At 67.2% G+C, this 16,948-nt stretch carries 18 protein-coding genes; 13 read left to right on the forward strand and 5 right to left on the reverse strand.

What is annotated here, in order from left to right; genetic code table 11:
• Positions 1-49: 49 nt before the first annotated feature.
• The 5 genes from GJG85_RS32090 to GJG85_RS32110 form a co-directional block, all read right to left on the reverse strand.
• Complete coding sequence (locus GJG85_RS32090) at positions 50-553, reverse strand: inclusion body family protein (RefSeq protein ID WP_023475068.1); 504 nt, start codon at positions 551-553, stop codon at positions 50-52.
• Between the two features lie 294 nt (positions 554-847).
• A complete protein-coding gene (locus GJG85_RS32095; RefSeq protein ID WP_050015352.1) occupies positions 848-1,231 on the reverse strand; it encodes a GtrA family protein in 384 nt (127 codons plus the stop codon).
• Between the two features lie 12 nt (positions 1,232-1,243).
• The gene (locus GJG85_RS32100) at positions 1,244-2,287 is read right to left on the reverse strand and encodes a glycosyltransferase family 2 protein (protein ID WP_050015351.1); all 1,044 of its coding nucleotides are present in this window, start codon (positions 2,285-2,287) and stop codon (positions 1,244-1,246) included.
• A 24-nt stretch (positions 2,288-2,311) separates the two neighbouring features.
• The gene (locus tag GJG85_RS32105; RefSeq protein ID WP_204384791.1) at positions 2,312-3,691 is read right to left on the reverse strand and encodes a glycosyltransferase family 87 protein; all 1,380 of its coding nucleotides are present in this window, start codon (positions 3,689-3,691) and stop codon (positions 2,312-2,314) included.
• Positions 3,688-4,926: a glycosyltransferase family 87 protein gene (locus tag GJG85_RS32110; RefSeq protein ID WP_050015347.1), complete on the reverse strand. Its 1,239-nt coding sequence runs from the start codon at positions 4,924-4,926 to the stop codon at positions 3,688-3,690. The genes GJG85_RS32105 and GJG85_RS32110 overlap by 4 nt, the downstream gene beginning before the upstream one ends.
• Before the next feature lie 1,048 nt (positions 4,927-5,974).
• Here GJG85_RS32110 and GJG85_RS32115 point away from each other — a divergent pair.
• From GJG85_RS32115 to GJG85_RS32175, 13 genes are all read left to right on the forward strand, one after another.
• Complete coding sequence (locus GJG85_RS32115) at positions 5,975-6,166, forward strand: Flp family type IVb pilin (protein WP_050015345.1); 192 nt, start codon at positions 5,975-5,977, stop codon at positions 6,164-6,166.
• A gap of 148 nt (positions 6,167-6,314) precedes the next feature.
• Positions 6,315-6,506: a Flp family type IVb pilin gene (locus GJG85_RS32120; protein WP_050015343.1), complete on the forward strand. Its 192-nt coding sequence runs from the start codon at positions 6,315-6,317 to the stop codon at positions 6,504-6,506.
• A gap of 83 nt (positions 6,507-6,589) precedes the next feature.
• Positions 6,590-6,796, forward strand: a complete 207-nt coding sequence (locus GJG85_RS32125) for a Flp family type IVb pilin (RefSeq protein ID WP_124555503.1) — start codon at positions 6,590-6,592, stop codon at positions 6,794-6,796.
• Between the two features lie 28 nt (positions 6,797-6,824).
• The gene (locus GJG85_RS32130; RefSeq protein WP_050015339.1) at positions 6,825-7,364 is read left to right on the forward strand and encodes a prepilin peptidase; all 540 of its coding nucleotides are present in this window, start codon (positions 6,825-6,827) and stop codon (positions 7,362-7,364) included.
• 43 nt (positions 7,365-7,407) lie between these two features.
• Positions 7,408-8,808 carry an ATP-binding protein gene (locus tag GJG85_RS32135; RefSeq protein WP_050015337.1) on the forward strand — a complete coding sequence of 467 codons (1,401 nt, stop codon included), beginning with the start codon at positions 7,408-7,410 and terminating at the stop codon, positions 8,806-8,808.
• A 35-nt stretch (positions 8,809-8,843) separates the two neighbouring features.
• A complete protein-coding gene (gene cpaB, locus GJG85_RS32140) occupies positions 8,844-9,683 on the forward strand; it encodes a Flp pilus assembly protein CpaB (RefSeq protein ID WP_050015336.1) in 840 nt (279 codons plus the stop codon).
• A gap of 104 nt (positions 9,684-9,787) precedes the next feature.
• Positions 9,788-11,719 carry a type II and III secretion system protein family protein gene (locus tag GJG85_RS32145; RefSeq protein ID WP_050015334.1) on the forward strand — a complete coding sequence of 644 codons (1,932 nt, stop codon included), beginning with the start codon at positions 9,788-9,790 and terminating at the stop codon, positions 11,717-11,719.
• Positions 11,720-11,739: 20 nt separating this feature from the next.
• On the forward strand, positions 11,740-12,036 hold the full coding sequence (locus GJG85_RS32150) for a hypothetical protein (protein WP_050015333.1): 297 nt from the start codon (positions 11,740-11,742) through the stop codon (positions 12,034-12,036).
• A gap of 25 nt (positions 12,037-12,061) precedes the next feature.
• Entirely contained in the window at positions 12,062-13,333 is a 1,272-nt protein-coding gene (locus tag GJG85_RS32155; RefSeq protein ID WP_050015331.1) for a TadE/TadG family type IV pilus assembly protein, read from the forward strand.
• A gap of 13 nt (positions 13,334-13,346) precedes the next feature.
• Complete coding sequence (locus GJG85_RS32160) at positions 13,347-13,880, forward strand: TadE/TadG family type IV pilus assembly protein (protein WP_050015329.1); 534 nt, start codon at positions 13,347-13,349, stop codon at positions 13,878-13,880.
• Entirely contained in the window at positions 13,877-14,320 is a 444-nt protein-coding gene (locus GJG85_RS32165; protein WP_050015327.1) for a TadE family protein, read from the forward strand. Before GJG85_RS32160 ends, GJG85_RS32165 begins: the two co-directional genes overlap by 4 nt.
• A gap of 22 nt (positions 14,321-14,342) precedes the next feature.
• A complete protein-coding gene (locus GJG85_RS32170) occupies positions 14,343-15,551 on the forward strand; it encodes an AAA family ATPase (protein ID WP_050015325.1) in 1,209 nt (402 codons plus the stop codon).
• An 18-nt stretch (positions 15,552-15,569) separates the two neighbouring features.
• Complete coding sequence (locus GJG85_RS32175) at positions 15,570-16,937, forward strand: CpaF family protein (protein WP_050015323.1); 1,368 nt, start codon at positions 15,570-15,572, stop codon at positions 16,935-16,937.
• The last annotated feature ends 11 nt before the right edge of the window (positions 16,938-16,948 follow it).

A 16,948-nucleotide genomic window follows, 5' to 3' on the forward strand; every position in this document is an offset into this window, starting at 1 on the left:
ACAAGGGAGCGGCACGGACGGCCGTCGTGCGGCCGCCCGCGTGCCGCGATCAGTTATGGATCGAGATGAACGGATCCCACGAGAAGCAGCCCTGGCTCTGGCAATTGCGATCGATGATCTGGAACTGGAAGTGGTAGGTCACGCGGCCGACCTTCAGGCATTCCGACGACCAGTAGTAGTTCGCGACCTTCTGGCACGTCGGCACTTCCGGTTTGCTCGTGTTCGGCACCGGGATCGACGCTTCCGCGACGCGCGGCGTCGGCGTCGAGATCAGGTCGTTGCCGACGTTGCCGATGAACTTGTAGAACACCACCTGGTTTTCGAAGCCCAGCGACAGGCTCGTTTCGCGCCAGCGGATCAGGTCGCCGACCTGCGCCTTCAGATCGAGCTCGCCGCCCGCCTGCCCGGAGATGACGTTGTCCTGATTCGTCACCATATACACGTAATGCCAGTCGATCAGCGTCGGCGCGGCCGGATTCTTGCTGGGATTCGGATATTTTTTGAGAATGGTTTCGGTGTCGAACGAGACGAGCACATCGGTAACGCGTGACATAGAAGCTCCCGTTTCAAGTAATGGAACTTATCGTTTCGAGAATTGCTTCATGCGGCCGCCATCGCGTTGTGCTGCAAGGGTTTTCGCCGGATTCGACGCATGCAGAAGCGACGGCGAATGCAGATTATCCCGTTTGGTTAATCGTGGAAGCTGTAAAAGTAAACAGGTCGGAAAATGATTTATCGGGTTAATTTTGAAATCGTAATCAATCGAATCGATGCGTGACATAAATATCACGACATTGAATCTGTTAATTGATTGACCGATTATTGGCGGGAGCGGGAAGCGGGCCGCTTACCGGTACGTCCAGAGCCGGTGCAGCACGAACGTCGTCGGCGGAATCAGCAGCGCGATCGCGACGACGCTCATCGCGCGCGACGCATCCAGCGCCTCGGCGGCGCGTGCAAGCAGCATCGTTTCGACGAACCCGACGAGCGTGACCGCGAGAAAGCGCGTCGCGTTGCGGGTGCGCACCGTCGACGAGAAGCTCCACAGCGTATTCGCCAGATACGAGAACCCGGTCGCGCAGAGGAACGCGACCGCATTCGCGGTCACCGGCGTCGCATCGAACAGCGCGAACAGGGCGGCCGCGACCAGCGAATGGATCGCGGTCGAGCCGAGCCCGGACACGCCGAAGCGCACGAGCCGCGTGCGCTCGGCCTGCAGCAGCGCGATCATGGCGCCTGCGCGTCAGCGCGCGCCGATGCGCGCCCGGACCGGCTGCGCGCGCCGGCGTGCGGGCTGGCGGCGTGCGTCGCGCGCGACCGGCAGTTCGATCACCTTGCCGTGCGTCTGGTAGCGGCGGCGGATCAGGTACACGGGCCGTTGCTTCGATTCGTCGTAGATCCGCCCGACGTATTCGCCGACGACGCCGATCCCGATCAGCTCGATGCCGCCGATGAACAGCGTGACCGAGATCAGCGACGCGTAGCCGAGCACCGGATTGCCGAACAGCAGCGTGCGCAGGATGATGAACGTGCCGTACACGAATGCGAGCGCCGCGATGCCGATGCCGATGTAGGTCCAGCTGCGCAGCGGCACGGTGCTGAAGCTGGTGATGCCTTCCAGTGCGAAATTCCACAGCTTCCACCCGGAGAATTTCGAGTGCCCGGCGCTGCGCGGATCGCGCTGGTATTCGACGATCACGGTCTTGTAGCCGACCCACGCGAACAGGCCCTTCATGAAGCGGTGCCGCTCGGGCAGGTTGCGCAGCGCGTTCACGACCTTGCGATCCATCAACCGGAAATCGCCGACGTTCTCCGGCAGCTTCACGTCCGACAGCAGGTTGTGCACGCGATAGTAGATCGCGGCGGCGGTGCGCTTGGCGAACGAATCGCATGCGCGGTTGCTGCGCTTGGCCGCGACGACCTCCGCGCCGTCGCGCCAGTGCTCGATCAGCACCGGAATCAGGCTCGGCGGGTCCTGCAGGTCGGCGTCGAGCGGGATCACCGCATCGCCGGCGGCTTCGTCGAGGCCGGCCGTCAGCGCGGCCTCCTTGCCGAAATTGCGGGTGAGATCGATGACGCGCACGCGCCGCTCGGCGGCGCCGATCCGGACCAGACGTTCCAGCGTGTCGTCGCAGCTGCCGTCGTTCACGCAGACGATCTCGAAGCGGATCGCATCGATCGCGCTCATCAGCGGAATCACGACATCGAAGAAGCGCTCGACGGCTTCGCCTTCGTTGTAGAACGGCACGACCAGCGAGACGAGCGGCGTGTAGATGGATTCCCGCATGATGATTCCCCTTGTGATGTCGTTTTACCGGTGGGCGCCGAGCGTCAGGCGGCCGGTGCGGCGCATGCCGTGCGCCGGGCGGTGGTGCGGTCGGACCGGGTGCGCGAATTCGGTCTCGGTCGAGATGTCGCGCGCGTCGGGCATCGACGGCACGTCGCGTCTTTCCTGGGCGATCCGGCTGACGAGCAGCGCGAGCGACGCGAGCGTCACGAGCGGCATGAACTGGAACGACAGATGCGGGACGATCGCGAGGCTCGCGAGCGGCATCGGCCACAGCAGCATCAGCCATTCGCGATCGAAGCGCCGCCAGCCGTGCGTCCACGCATAGCGTGCGTACCACGCGATCACGATGCCGTACCACGTCAGGTCGTAGTCGTACAGATAGGGGCTGACGAGCAGGCATGCGCATGCGAGGGTCGCGGCGCGCAGCGCGTACGAACACGCGCCGCGCCACGCATAGACGACCGCAATCGCCGCGCCCGCCGCCGACAGCAGTTGAAGGCCGCGCGCGACGAGCGCGGGCCAGCCGGCCATCGTCGCCAGCGCGAACATGGTCGGCATGCGCGCGAGCTTCGCGTGGCCGGTGCCGACGATCGTATAGACGTGGGCGATCAACTGGATGAACGCGATCCATGGGCCGACGCCGAACGCGAGCGTCGCGAGCAGCGCGCCGACGGCGATCGTCGCGGCCCATGCGCCCAGCGCGCGCCATTGGCCGGCACACAGCAGCGCGAGCGGGAACAGCACCGCGAGCTGCGGCTTCATCGTCAGCAACCCGAAACAGATGCCGGCGCAGACGGGGCGGCGGTTCAGCGCGAGCAGGCCGAACGCGGCGAGCGTCGCGGTGAAGAGGCTCGTCTGCCCGACGATCACCGTGAGGAACGCGCCGGGGAACGCAAGCGCGCACAGCCACGCGGCGTCGCGCTGCACGGTCGCGCGCATCGCCGCGGCGAACAGCGCATACGTGATCGCGAGCCACAGCACGAGCGCCAGCGTGTACGGCAGCCAGCCAAGCGGCAGCACGAGCAGCAGCATCGTCGGCGGATAGAGCCACGGCAGCGTGCCGTCCGCGAGGGTCATCGTCGGGATGGCGAGTTGTTGCACCGCGAACAGCGTGGAGTAATGCCACGCGTCGGCGCCACGTCCGTGCGCGGCGAGCCATGCGGCGCTCCAGACCGGCGAGAAATCCTGCGACAGCGGCTCCAGCGCGCCGTCGTGCGACAGGTGCATGCGGATCAGGTAAATGCCGATGAACAGCAGCTCCGTCAACAGCACGCCGGCGGCATAGAGCCGTACGCGATCGCGGTTGAGCCAGTGCGGATGGCGGCGCGGGCCGGCGATCGGGAGTTCCGGATGCAGGTCGGCGGCCGAGTGCGCGTGGCGGGCGAACGATGGCGTTTTCATCGTGCGCTCCGCGAGGCAAGCGCCGTGCGGCGCACCACCACGAACAGCACCGCGAGCAGCACGACCGGCCCGATCTGCGGCAGCTTCATCAGCCGGTTCAGCATTTCGAAGATGGGCAGCAGCCACGCCAGCACGAGGATGCCCTGGTCGCCGGGCAGCCAGCCTTCGTCGAGACCGTGCGCGATCAGGCAGAAGACCGCGATGCCGAGCCACGTCAGTTCGTAGTTCCACAGGTACGGCGTCGTCAGCAGCGTGGCGACCGCCAGCACCGCGCCGCGCAGTCGCATGTCGCGCGTGCGGCGCCATACGTCGACGGCCGCGGCGAGTGCGACGAGCGCGACCGCCGCCTGCGCGGCCAGCGCGGCCGCCACCGGCGCGCCCGCCAGCCGCAGCGCGGCGAACGGCGTCGGCGACGCGAGCCAGTACGACGCGAGCATGAAGTGCTGCTCGCGCACCGTCGACATCGCATGACTCAACCCGTGCAGCGCGGCGGGGCCGGCCAGTGCGACGCCGGCGGCCGCGAACAGCGTCGCGCTGAGCCCGGCCGCCGCGAAGGTGCGCCATGCGCGCGTCGCGATCAGCACGAACGGGAACACGACCGCGAGTTGCGGCTTGATCGCGAGCAGCCCGATCAGCACGCCCGCCACGACCGGACGCTTGCCGAGCAGATGCAGCGCGAGCGCGGCGAGGCCGGCGGTCAGGATGCTGTTCTGGCCGAACAGCGCGGACATGCACACGGCCGAATACGCGACGACGACGAGCGCCGCGGCGCGCGGCACGGGAAGATGCGCGCGCAGCCCCGACAACCGCGAGACGGCGAACGCGTAGCATAAAAGACTGCCCGCGAAAAAGAGGAAGTAAGCGGGCAGGAAAGGCACGAGGGCAACCGGAGCGATGAACAGCAGCATCGTCGGCGGATAGAGCCAGGGAAGCGGCCGGTTTTGCAGATACGCACCGAAGTGCGCGAACTCGGCCTGCAGGAATGACGACGTGTCGTAGGCCGCCGCGGCGTGGCCTTGCAACACGAGATGCGATGCGGTCCAGAAGACCGAGAAGTCGGTGCCGGGGCGGGCGGTGGCGTTCGACGTGAAGCCGTCGGTCACGACACCCCAGACGATCAGCAGCGCAACGAAGAGCGCCAGCATGATGCAGCTGTACGGAATGATCCGGTCGGCCGTCAGCCATTGAGCACAGCGTATTGCGCGATCGCGCGTTCCACGATTGGCTGTGTACATGATGCCCCGTCTGTGGTGTGGCCGCGTGGTCTGTCGCGGCCGTTCGATGTTGTCGTGCCTGCGGATCGATCGCTCTGAAATGGCGTTGTCCGTGAATTCATTGTTGAAGAAAAAAACGCGTGATGCAAACCAGGCACGGCCGGACGGCATTGAATGTGTTCAGCGATTCGGGCGAAAACCGCCATTTCTGGTATGAGAAAACGCCGCCTCCGGAATTTGTGTTTCTGGCCTGAAACATTCCGTGATTTTTACCGACCGGGCATGCCGCCGAACCCGCGACGCTCGGGCAACGCGCGGCGTTCGGGAAAATCCCGAGAAAATTTTTTAGGCCCTTTGTGCAGCGCGATGACGGGGTTTCATGCGGGCTGCATGCGCCCGACCCGCATATATCAAAGTTGAAACATTTCGGCAGCCGAGCGTTTGACGGGCTGGCGTGCGGATCGCCGAAACCCTTGGTACGCCTCGATTCCGCCCAGGATGGTCCGCTCTTTGCGTAAGCGTTGGCACGGCAGTCGACGACGTGGCGAGCGGGCGGTTCAGGCAACAGGCAGCGGAACCGGCTCGCGAATCGCCTGCGGCAAGGATGGTCCGGAGCGCGTCGGGGAACAGCGGCTCCAGATCCATCAACCGCGGGAACCGTCGTCGAACGACCCACCAGACCTGGCAGCTTCCGGGCAATAAGAAATCGGCATGGCAGTACATGGGGAATAAAAATGAACGACCACAGCACATCGCGGATCGCAAGCCGCGTTAAAGACACATTGCAGCTTTGCCGGGAGTTCCTCTCCCGTTCAACCGGATTCCATGCGTCGAATGGCCGTCGTGCCGTTCCGGTCGCTCGACCTGCCCGATTCATCCGGCCGGTCGGACCGTACACGCGTCTCTCATGCTCCGTCTCGCCGATACCCGTTCGTACGAACCGCGGTAGTCCGCCCCGTTTCCGCGACTGATTGTCGGCTTCCGATTTCTAGCGTAGTGCCGGTGGTGCCCACCCCCGACGTCTTGACCGACGAAGGGTATTTCATAGCAGTCCGAAAGGAGAGTGCTCATGTCAAGAATCATCGAAAAGATCGCGTGGTTCGTCCAGGATCAGGACGGCGTGACGGCCATTGAATACGGCCTGATCGCCGCGCTGATCGCAATCGGCATCGTCGCCGCGCTGGCGACGGTCGGTACGGATCTGAAGACCGTGTTCAGCACGATCGCCGCGGATCTGGACTCGGCGGTAGCAGGCCTCTGATGGACGGTACGACGAACGGTTTGTCCGATCGTTCGAATCGTTCGTCGGCGCCACACGGCATCAACGATATTCCTCGACGTATCGATGCACGGTCGTCCGACCAGCCGGTGCGCGAGGGTTTTGAAAGTCACCACGCAAGGAGAACACCATGTCCAAGTTCATTCAACAAGCCGGCCGTTTCATTCGCGACGAAGACGGCGTGACCGCCATCGAATACGGCCTGATCGCCGCGCTGATCGCCATCGGCATCATCGCCGCGCTGTCGACCATCGGGAAGGACCTCAAGACCGTGTTCAGCACGATCGCGGCCGACCTCGATTCGGCGGTTGCAGGCATCTGATGCACCGCGCCGCGGGCGGCTCGGCTGGTGCAGCATTCGAGCCGTCCCCGGCCATCCCGATCAACCGGAAACCGGAGACCATCATGCAAGCCTTCGCGCGTGTCGCCCGTCGCTGGATCGCCGACGAACGGGGTGTGACGTCGATCGAATATGCATTGCTCGCGTCGATGTTCGCCGTCGCGGTACTGGGCAGCGTCGTCACGCTGAAGGGCTCGCTCGTCGATACGTACGAGATGATCGCCGCGGCCGTGAGCGCCGCCTTGACCACCGCATTGTCCATGGTTTCCTGATCCACCGATTCGATACGCGAGGTTCGCCATGTTTCCCGTTGCGCCGCCTTACCCGGTTCCGTTGTGCGTGACGCTGCTCGCGATCGCCGCGGCCAGTACGGACATCGCCAGCCGTCGCATTCCGAACCGCCTCGTGTTGCTCGGCCTGGCCGGCGCGCTGGTTGCGCAGTGCCTGCTGCACGGCGTGCTGGCCGGCGCGCTCGGATGGCTCGCCGGAGCCGCGACCGGCTTCGGCCTGCTGCTGCCGTTCTACCTGTTGCGCGGGATGGCGGCGGGCGACGTGAAGCTGATGCTCGCGATCGGCGCATGGGTCGGCGCGGAAATGACGTTTTACATCGTGCTGGCCACGTTCGTGGCCGGCGGGGTCGGCGCCATCGCCTACGCGCTGCTGCGCGGGCGGATGCGCCAGATGTGGGCGAACGTGCGCACGCTGATCGTGCGGCGCTCGCGAGCGGCGCGCGCCGAGGCCGACGACGGCCCCGTCGAGATCGCGTCGGTCGGCACGCTGCCGTACGGCGTGGCGATCGCGGTCGGCACGCTGGGCATGCTGTTCGCGTCGTGCGCATAGCGCGGCGGATCCGCAACGAGGACGCAACGAGGACGGAGCGACCATGAACACGAACCACACCGAACCGAGACGCGACGCGCAGGTGGCACGCCTGCCCGATCCGCCGCCGTCGCGGGAGATCCATACGAAGCTGGGCGCGCAGCTGCCCGCGGCGCCGCGCACGCTCGCGGAAACCGGCCTGAGCACGACGTTCGTCGCCGGCCTCGTGCTGAAGTCGACGCTGATGCTCGGCCGCCCGTCGTACGGCGACCTGGTCGAGCGGCACTGCCTGCCGCTCGCGGTGCTCGACGACGTCTTTGCGTTCCTGGTGCGCGAGCATCTCGTCGAGCTGACCCATCGCGGCGCGACCGATCTCGACGTCACGTTTCGCCTGACCGACGCGGGCCGCGTGCTCGCGCTCGAGGAACGGGAACGCAGCGGCTACAGCGGTCCCGCGCCGGTCACGCTCGACGCGTATCTCGCGAACGTGGCCGCGCATTCGGTGCGCAAGCTGCACATCGGCCAGAGCGACGTGTGGGCGGCGTTCGAAGGCGTCGTGATCGACACGTCGATCCTCGACTCCGCCGCTGCCGCGCTGAACGCCGGCCGGCCGCTGCTGATCTACGGCCCGGCCGGCAGCGGCAAGACCTTCCTCGCCGAACGGCTCGGCACGCTGATGCATGGTCGCGTACCGATCCCGTACGCGATCTGCGCGGCCGGCGAAGTGATCCAGGTCTACGACCCGCTCCTGCATGTCGACGCAGCGTCGCAGGCCCGCGGCCAGTCGGTCGACCGTCGCTGGCGCCTGTGCGAACGGCCGGTCGTGATGTCCGGCGGCGAACTGACGCTCGGCGAGCTCGATCTTCGCCGCGACGAAGCGGCCGGCTTCTATCAGGCGCCGCCGCACATGAAGGCGAACATGGGCATGTACGTCGTCGACGATCTCGGCCGCCAGCGCGTCGAGCCGCGCGACCTGCTCAACCGCTGGCTACGTCCGCTCGATCGCGGCGTCGATTTCATGACGCTCGAATCCGGCAACCGCTTCGTGATGCCGTTCGACGTATGGCCGGTGTTCTCGAGCAACCTGGCGCCGGAGCAGTTCTGCGACGACGCGTTCATGCGCCGCCTCGGCTCGAAGCTGCACGTCGGCGCGATGTCGATCGATCACTACCGCGCCGTGTACGACGCGGCCTGCACGTCGCTCGGGCTCGTATCGGCGAGCGATGCTTTCGACTTCCTGCTGCACCGGCTGCATTTTCCGACCGGCAAGGCGTTTCTTGCCTGTTTCCCCGTGGATCTGCTGCGCCTGGTGGCCGCCGGTGCGCGGTATCGCGGCGATCCGCCCGAAGTGACGCACGACGCGCTTTACGACGCGTGGGCGAGCTATTTCGGCTCGGCGCCCGAACGTGACGACGGTCGTCCGCCGCCCGTCGAGCGCGGAGGCCGCACGTTCATCACCGGTTGAGCCGTTTCTTTCACGATTCGTCGAGGAGCATTGCCATGAAAAACAGTCGAGCGCTCATGATGCTGGTCGTCGCGATGATCGCGGGTCTCGCCGCGGTCGTGTTCGCGTCCCGCTGGCTGGTACAGACGTCCACGAGCTCGGTCACGTCCGTCGCGGTGGCCACCACCGACCTGAACCTGGGCGAACCGCTCGGGCCGAACCAGATCCACATGGTCAGCTGGCCGGCCGGCAGCGTGCCGACCGGCGCCTTCACCGATACGAAAGCGCTCGAAGGGCGCGTCGTGCGCACCAGCCTCGCGCGCGGCGAGCCGGTGATCGAGTCGAAGCTCGCGCCGGTCGGCACGAAGGGCGGGCTGTCCGCGGTGATCGCCGACGGCAGCCGCGCGATCACGGTGCGCGTGAACGACGTGGTCGGCGTCGCGGGCTTCGCGCTGCCGGGCAACTACGTCGACGTGATCGTCAACACGCAGGAACAGCAGGGCAAGACCGACGGGCAGAGCATCTCGAAGATCGTGCTCGAGCACATCCTCGTGCTCGCCGTCGCGCAGCAGGTCAGCCGCGACGACACGGCGCCGAAGGTGGTCAACGCGGTGACGCTCGAAGTCACGCCCGACCAGGCCGAACGGCTCGACCTCGCGCGCAGCGTCGGCACGCTGTCGCTCGTGCTGCGCAACCAGGTCGACCAGAAGACGCTGACCACCGGCGGCGCGACCAAGCTGACGCTGCTCGGCAAGGAGCCCGCACCGGCAGCGGCGCCGGCGCCCGTCCAGGTGCGGCCGGTCCGTGTGCACGTCGCGTCGCATGCGGCGCCGGAAGTGCGGCGCGACTGCGTCGGCGTGCTGACGGGCGTGAAGGGCAGCGTCGAGTGTTTCTGAAGCCAAACCAACCAGCCAGATAAACAAACCGGCCGCCGGCAACGCGCGGCGGCCTTGGAAGTCGATAACCGGCACGGCGCCGGTCTCTCGGGGGATCAGACGAAATGAAGATCAAACCGCAACGCACAGGTACCGGCCCACTGCGCACACGCGTCGCACGGGGCACGATGATGGCCGCGATCCTCTGTTCGGGATGGCTGACCGTATATGGCGCACTCGCCCAGGAAGGCATCGAATCGGCGGTGCTGACCAAGGGCGGCGCCAGCGCGCCCGCCGCGGCCGGCAAGGGGCCGATGCAGATGACGATCAGCATGACGCCGGCGCCGGCCGCCGCGCCCGCCGCGTCGGCGGGGCCGCTGCGCGGGCCGAACTGCGTCGGCGCCGTGCGCGAATCGACCAGCGTCGCGGTGCCGCTCGGCAAGTCGCTGCTGGTGCCGATGCCGGAGCCGGTCCGCAACCGGACGATCGGCAATCCGGCCGTCGCGCAGGCGACGATGGTGTCGCCGCAGACGCTATACATCCTCGGGCTCGCGGTCGGCACGACCAACATGATCGTGCAGGGCAGGAGCGGCGCATGCCGCGTGATCGACGTCGCGGTCGGCGCGGACGCCGGCGGGCTGCAGGCGTCGCTGCTGCAACTGATGCCGAACGAGCGCGACATCCATGTGTCGACCGCGGCCGGCACGATCGTGCTGGCCGGCACCGTGTCGAGCTCGCAGGCCGCGCAGCAGGCCGTGCAGATCGCCCATGCGTACGGCGACAGCGCGGGCGAAGGCGCGGGCGGCGGCAAGCAGGGCGGCGGCGTGCTCAACATGCTGAACGTCACGTCGCCGCAGCAGGTGATGCTCGAGGTGAAGGTGGCCGAGGTGTCGAAGACGCTGATCAACCAGATGGGCAGCGCGTTCAACATCCAGGGCGGCTTCGGTTCGTGGAGCGGCGCGCTGGTCAGCAACCTGCTTGCCGGTGTCGCGAGCGGCGCCATCTTCAACAAGGCGAACAACAAGCCGTTCAGCATCGCGGCCGACGCGCAGAACACCGACAACCTCGTGAAGATCCTCGCGGAGCCGAACCTCGTGACGATCAGCGGCCAGGAAGCGACGTTCCTCGCGGGCGGCAAGATCTTCATCCCGATCCCGCAGAGCGGCAGCAACGGCGTCTCGTCGATCACGCTGCAGGAAGAGGAGTTCGGCGTCGCGCTGAAGTTCACGCCGACGGTGCTGGCCAACGGCCGGATCAGCCTGAAGGTCGCGCCGGAAGTGTCGGAACTGTCGCAGACGGGCGTCACGCTGAGCGCGTCAAACATCGGCGGCACGTCGATCCTGCCGCTGATCACCACGCGGCGCGCATCGACGACGGTGCAGATGAGCGACGGCGAATCGTTCGCGATCGGCGGGCTGATCAAGGACAACGCAAGCGGTGCGCTGAAGGCGATCCCCGGTGTCGGCGAAGTGCCGGTGCTCGGCGCGCTGTTCCGCAGCACGTCGTTCCAGCAGGACCGCACCGAGCTGATCTTCCTGATCACGCCGCACCTGGTGAAGCCGCTGCAGACGGCGGACGTCGCGCTGCCGACCGACAGCTTCTCGAAGCCGAGCGAAATCGACGTGTATGCGACCGGCAACATGGAAGGCCGCCGCGGCGTGCGCAAGGCAGGCGCCCAGCCGATGCAGCCCGCGAACGGTGCGGCCGCCGCGCCGCAGACACCGGCCCAGGCGCCGGCACCCGCTCCGGCGCCGAAATCGGAAGCACCGGTCGTGCCGGCCGCGCTGCCCGCGCCGCGCGCGCCGCAAGCCGACGTGCAGCAACCGGTGCCGGCCGAGCCGCCGAAGGCGCCCGCGCCGGTCGCGGCCGCCGCGCCGCAGCCCGATGCGGCCACCGCGGCGCGCGTCGCACGCATCGAAGCCGCCGCCGCGCGTCTTGCGGCCGCCGGCGCCGAACCGTCGGACCAGCCGTCGGCGCGCACCAAGCACCGGACCGCGGCGGCGCCCAACGCGCAGATCGCGCGTACGGGTGCGGAACCTCAGTCCACCGATCGTTGAAGCCATCCAAGGGGAAGCTCATGAAATCCGCCTACCTCGTATTCGTGCGCCGCGCGGCGCTCGCCGTCCCGCTCGCGTTCGCGCTTGCCGGCTGCATGTCGTCGACCCCGGTGTGGGACAGCCGCTTCGGCGACTCGGTCCGCACCGTGATGCACGCCCAGATCATCGACCCGCATGCCGGCGAACATCCGGCGTCGGCGCCGGGGGTCGACGGCAGCGCCGCCGCGGCCGCGCTCGACAATTACGACAAGTCGTTCAAGCAGACCGTGCCGCCTGCCAATGCGTTCGTGATCGGCATCGGCAAGGCTACCCAATAACGACGGCATGCTCAGGGAGAACGCCATGAACCGCGCAGCCCGCTATCCGAAAGTCACGCGTCGCAGCCTGCATCGCCAGCGCGGTGCCGTCGCGATCATCGTCGGCCTCTCGCTGGCGGTGATGATCGGGTTCGTCGGGCTCGCGCTGGATCTTGGCAAGCTGTACGTCACGCGCAGCGAACTGCAGAACAGCGCCGATGCCTGCGCGCTGTCGGCCGCGCGCGACCTGACCTCGGCCATCAGCCTGTCGGTGGCCGAGGCCGACGGCATCGCCGCCGGTCACCTGAATTTCGTGTTTTTCCAGAAGACGTCGGTGCAGATGTCGACGAACGCGAACGTCACGTTCAGCGATTCGCTGACCAACCCATTCCTGGCGAAGAACGCGGTCACGAACCCGGCGAGCGTCAAGTACGTGCAGTGCACCGCGACGCTGAGCAACATCGCGCACTGGTTCATCGAGGTGCTGAACGTGCTGCCGGGCACGAAGCTCGCGAATGCGGCGGAAGTGTCGGCGAGCGCGATCGCGACCGTCGGCGGCGGGCAGACGACCTGCGCGATTCCGGTGTTCGTGTGCCGTGGTCCGTCCGATCCGGCCTACAAGGTCGGCGACTGGATCACGTCGCCGTCCGGATCGTCGTCGACCTACGGGCCCGGCAACTTCGGCTGGGCGGCGCTCGACGGCTCGACGAACGAGACGACGCTCGCGAGCGAGCTGTCGGGCAATACCTGCAACATCACGAGCCCGCCGGACCTGGCCACCACGGGCCTGAAGTCGGCGTCGCTGCGGGCCTGGAACACGCGCTTCGGCATCTATACGAACGGCGCGAATGGTTCGAGCGGCCAGCCCGACTTCACCGGCTACGCGTATGTCGGCCCGAACTACGGGCCGCCGGGAACGCCGGGCATCAAGGGCGACGCGTACACGCAGTTCGTGGCCGACCGCGCGAGCTTCAAGCCTTACCAGGGCGACGGCGCACCGCCGTCGGGCAGCGGCATCGCCACCAAAGGCACGGCGACGGCGAGCAACTACGCGACCTACGGCAGCGACCGGCGCCTCGCGCTCGCGCCGGAGGGCGACTGTTCGACGCTGAAGGGCACCAGCGGCAAGGTGCACGTCACGCAGTGGGATTGCGTGCTGATGCTCGATCCGCTCCCGTTCAGCGCCGGCAGCGGCGCCATCGTCGCGCATCTGGAATACCTCGGCTCGTCGGTGTCCGGCAACAACCCGTGCGCGACGCACGGCTTGCCCGGCAGCGGCAGCGCGTCCGGAACCCAGGTTCCGATGCTCGTTCAATAGCGGAGAGACGATCATGAAGAAGCCGTCGATTCGTCGTTCGCGCACCCGCGGCGCCGTCGCCGTCGAGTTCGCGCTCGTGCTGATGCCGATGATCATGCTGGCGACCGGCGTGGCCGAGTTCGGCCGGGCGATCTACCAGTACGAGACGCTGACCAAGGCGACCCGCGACGCGGCGCGCTACCTGTCGGTCTGGTTGCCGACCGACAGCGCGTATCCGGTGGCGCAGGCGCAGTGCCTGGTCGTCTACGGCAGCACGACGTGCGGCACGTCGGGCACCGAGCTGGTGCCCGGGCTCACGACGTCGATGGTCACGATCTGCGACGCGCAGCACACGACCGGCTGCAGCGATGCGTCCGATCCGTCGCAGTTCGCGAACCTGCCGACCTACGATTCGAACAACAACGCGGCAAGCGGCACGGCCACGGGCGCGATCAACGTCGTCGAAGTGAAGATCAGCGGCTACAAGTACCAGCCGATTCCCGCGTACCCGGGGCTGCCGTCGATCACCTTCGGCAACATCGTCACCGTGATGAGGCAAGTGTCATGAACGCGCGCCATTTTCCGCTGTCCCGCCGGCGCGCGCAGCGCGGCGCGGCGATCGTCGAATTCGCGCTGATCGCGACGGTGCTGATCATGCTGCTGATCGGCATCTTCGAGTTCGGCCGCGTGCTGTTCTACTGGAACACGGCGAGCGAGGCCGTGCGCCTCGGCGCACGCACGGCGGTGGTCTGCGACGTGAACGCCGCGGGCGTCGTGAAGCGCGTGCGATCGCTGATGCCGCTGCTGTCGAGCGCGAACGTGTCGGTCAACTACACGCCGTCGAGTTGCGACGTCAACACGTGCTCGTTCGTGACGGTGAGCGTCACGAACGTCACCGTCAAGACCATGATCCCGTTCATGAACGTCACGCTGAAAATGCCGCCGTTCACGACGACGCTGCCGCGCGAAAGCCTGAATTCCGCGACGGGCGGCTCCGCCTGCAACTAATCGACAAGACGAGGCACACGACATGATCAATATCCTCGTAGCTTCCGACGATACCGCGCGGCTTTCGCAGATCGCGCGTCTCGTGGCCGACTGCGGACGCTATCGCACGACGCGCGCCACCGGCCGCCCGTCGCAGATCGAACATCGCACCGACGGGCTCGACGCGTTCGACATCCTGCTGGTCGACGGCGCGTCGCTCGAGCCGTTCGAGCTGTCGGCGATCGAGCGCATCTGCCGCGCGCATGCGGGCCTGACCTGCATCCTCGTGACGGCCGACGCATCGCCGCACGTGCTGCTCGATGCGATGCGTGCGGGCGCCCGCGACGTGCTGCAGTGGCCGCTCGATCCGCAGGCGCTCGGCCACGCGCTCGGGCGGGCCGCCGCGCAGAGCACGCGGCGCGATACCGACGACACGCGCATCGTGTCGTTCATGTCGTGCAAGGGCGGCGCCGGCACGAGCTTCGCGGCCAGCAACGTCGCGTTCGAGATCGCCGAGGGCTTCAAGCGTCGCGTGCTGCTGATCGACCTGAACCAGCAGTTCGCCGACGCGGCGTTCCTCGTCAGCGACGAAACCCCGCCGTCGACGCTGCCGCAGCTATGCGCGCAGATCGAACGGCTCGACAGCGCGTTTCTCGACGCGAGCGTCGCGCACGTGACGGAAAACTTCCACGTGCTGGCCGGCGCCGGCGACCCGGTCAAGGCCGCCGAGATGCGCGAGGACGCGCTCGAATGGATTCTCGGCGTCGCCGCGCCGCGCTACGACTTCGTGATCTTCGACGTCGGCGTCGGCATCAACCCGCTGTCGATGGTCGCGCTCGATCGCAGCGACCAGATCCAGCTCGTGCTGCAGCCCGCGATGCCGCACGTGCGCGCCGGCCGCCGGCTGCTGGAGATCCTCGTGTCGCTCGGCTACTCGACCGACCAGTTGCGGCTGATCGTGAACCGCGCGACGCGCGCGAGCGAGCGGACCCGCACCGCGCTCGAGGAAGTGCTCGGGCTGCAGGCGGCCTGCACGATTCCCGACGACGCCGACACCGTGCTCGAAGCGATCAACCAGGGCCATCCGGTGTCGCGGCTCGCGCGCGGCTCGGCGGTCGCACGGGCGTTGCAGGGCCATGCGAAACAACTCGTCGACGGCGAGGTGCGCGCGGGACGCAGCGCGACGCACAGCGAGCCGTTGATGTCCCGGCTGTTCGGCCGCAAGGCCACGCCGAAGCTCAAGTCGATGTAATTCTTACGGGGAACCATCATGTCATTGCGCGAACAGATGTCCTTGCATCGGGCCCAGCCGGCGGCGGCGGGCGGCGAACCGGTCGGCCCGGCGCATTCGTCGGTGCGCGACGCATACCAGAAGCTGCGCCGCGAAATTCACCTGGCCGTGCTCGAGCGCGTCGAGCTCGAGCGCCTGTCGCGACTGCATCAGGACCAAGTCCGCATGGAGATCGGCTCGCTGATCGCACGCATCCTCGACGAGGAAAGGATGCCGGCGAACGACATCGAGCGGCGCCAGCTCGCGATCGACGTGTACGACGAGATGTTCGGCTTCGGCCCGCTCGAAGCGCTGCTGCGCGACCCCGGCATTTCCGACATCCTCGTGAACACGTACCGGCAGGTCTACGTCGAGCGCTGCGGGCAGCTCGAACTGACCGACGTGACGTTCTACGACGATGCGCACCTGATGAAGGTGATCGAGAAGATCGTGTCGCGCGTCGGGCGCCGCATCGACGAATCGAGCCCGATGGTCGACGCGCGGCTGCCGGACGGTTCGCGCGTGAACGCGATCATCCCGCCGTCCGCGATCGACGGGCCGCTGATGTCGATCCGGCGTTTCGCGGTCAACCCGCTGAAGATGGACGACCTCGTGCGCTACCACAGCCTGACGCCGCCGATGGCCGAGCTGCTCGACGCGCTGTCGCGCGCGAAGGTGAACGTGCTGGTGTCGGGCGGCACCGGCAGCGGCAAGACGACGCTGCTCAACATTCTGTCCGGCTTCATTCCGCGCAACGAGCGGATCGTGACGATCGAGGACGCGGCCGAACTGCAACTGCAGCAGCCGCACGTGCTGCGGCTCGAAACGCGCCCGCCGAACATCGAGGGCAAGGGCGAGATCACGCAGCGCACGCTGGTGCGCAATGCGCTGCGGATGCGCCCGGACCGGATCATCCTCGGCGAAGTGCGCGGCGCCGAAGCGCTCGACATGCTCAACGCGATGAACACCGGCCACGAAGGCTCGCTCGCGACGATCCACGCGAACACGCCGCGCGACGCGCTGACGCGGCTCGAGAACATGGTCAGCGTGTCCGGCCTGACGCTGCCGCCGAAGACGATGCGCCAGCAGATCGCGTCGGCGATCTCGGTGGTCGTGCAGGCGGCGCGGCTCACGGACGGCAAGCGCAAGATCATCAGCATCCAGGAACTGACCGGGATGGAAGGCGACATCATCAACATGCAGGAGATCTTCACGTTCAAGCGCACGGGCGTGGACCGCGACGGCGCGGTGCGCGGCCACTTCTGCGCGACCGGCGTGCGGCCGAAGTTCGTCGAGCGGCTGCAGGCGTTCGGCATCAACCTGCCGGATTCGCTGTACGACCCGTCCATGCGGTACGAGGCGGACTGACGCCAGGGCGT

Source organism: Burkholderia sp. MS389, assembly GCF_016899425.1.
Lineage (GTDB): Bacteria > Pseudomonadota > Gammaproteobacteria > Burkholderiales > Burkholderiaceae > Burkholderia > Burkholderia sola.

Excerpts from the sequence above, each read along its gene's own strand:
- GJG85_RS32090 (WP_023475068.1), bottom strand. The coding sequence starts at position 553 with ATGTCACGCGTTACCGATGTGCTCGTCTCGTTCGACACCGAAACCATT.
- GJG85_RS32095 (WP_050015352.1), bottom strand. The coding sequence starts at position 1,231 with ATGATCGCGCTGCTGCAGGCCGAGCGCACGCGGCTCGTGCGCTTCGGC.
- GJG85_RS32100 (WP_050015351.1), bottom strand. The coding sequence starts at position 2,287 with ATGCGGGAATCCATCTACACGCCGCTCGTCTCGCTGGTCGTGCCGTTC.
- GJG85_RS32105 (WP_204384791.1), bottom strand. The coding sequence starts at position 3,691 with ATGAAAACGCCATCGTTCGCCCGCCACGCGCACTCGGCCGCCGACCTG.
- GJG85_RS32110 (WP_050015347.1), bottom strand. The coding sequence starts at position 4,926 with ATGTACACAGCCAATCGTGGAACGCGCGATCGCGCAATACGCTGTGCT.
- GJG85_RS32115 (WP_050015345.1), top strand. The coding sequence starts at position 5,975 with ATGTCAAGAATCATCGAAAAGATCGCGTGGTTCGTCCAGGATCAGGAC.
- GJG85_RS32120 (WP_050015343.1), top strand. The coding sequence starts at position 6,315 with ATGTCCAAGTTCATTCAACAAGCCGGCCGTTTCATTCGCGACGAAGAC.
- GJG85_RS32125 (WP_124555503.1), top strand. The coding sequence starts at position 6,590 with ATGCAAGCCTTCGCGCGTGTCGCCCGTCGCTGGATCGCCGACGAACGG.
- GJG85_RS32130 (WP_050015339.1), top strand. The coding sequence starts at position 6,825 with ATGTTTCCCGTTGCGCCGCCTTACCCGGTTCCGTTGTGCGTGACGCTG.
- GJG85_RS32135 (WP_050015337.1), top strand. The coding sequence starts at position 7,408 with ATGAACACGAACCACACCGAACCGAGACGCGACGCGCAGGTGGCACGC.
- cpaB (WP_050015336.1), top strand. The coding sequence starts at position 8,844 with ATGAAAAACAGTCGAGCGCTCATGATGCTGGTCGTCGCGATGATCGCG.
- GJG85_RS32145 (WP_050015334.1), top strand. The coding sequence starts at position 9,788 with ATGAAGATCAAACCGCAACGCACAGGTACCGGCCCACTGCGCACACGC.
- GJG85_RS32150 (WP_050015333.1), top strand. The coding sequence starts at position 11,740 with ATGAAATCCGCCTACCTCGTATTCGTGCGCCGCGCGGCGCTCGCCGTC.
- GJG85_RS32155 (WP_050015331.1), top strand. The coding sequence starts at position 12,062 with ATGAACCGCGCAGCCCGCTATCCGAAAGTCACGCGTCGCAGCCTGCAT.
- GJG85_RS32160 (WP_050015329.1), top strand. The coding sequence starts at position 13,347 with ATGAAGAAGCCGTCGATTCGTCGTTCGCGCACCCGCGGCGCCGTCGCC.
- GJG85_RS32165 (WP_050015327.1), top strand. The coding sequence starts at position 13,877 with ATGAACGCGCGCCATTTTCCGCTGTCCCGCCGGCGCGCGCAGCGCGGC.
- GJG85_RS32170 (WP_050015325.1), top strand. The coding sequence starts at position 14,343 with ATGATCAATATCCTCGTAGCTTCCGACGATACCGCGCGGCTTTCGCAG.
- GJG85_RS32175 (WP_050015323.1), top strand. The coding sequence starts at position 15,570 with ATGTCATTGCGCGAACAGATGTCCTTGCATCGGGCCCAGCCGGCGGCG.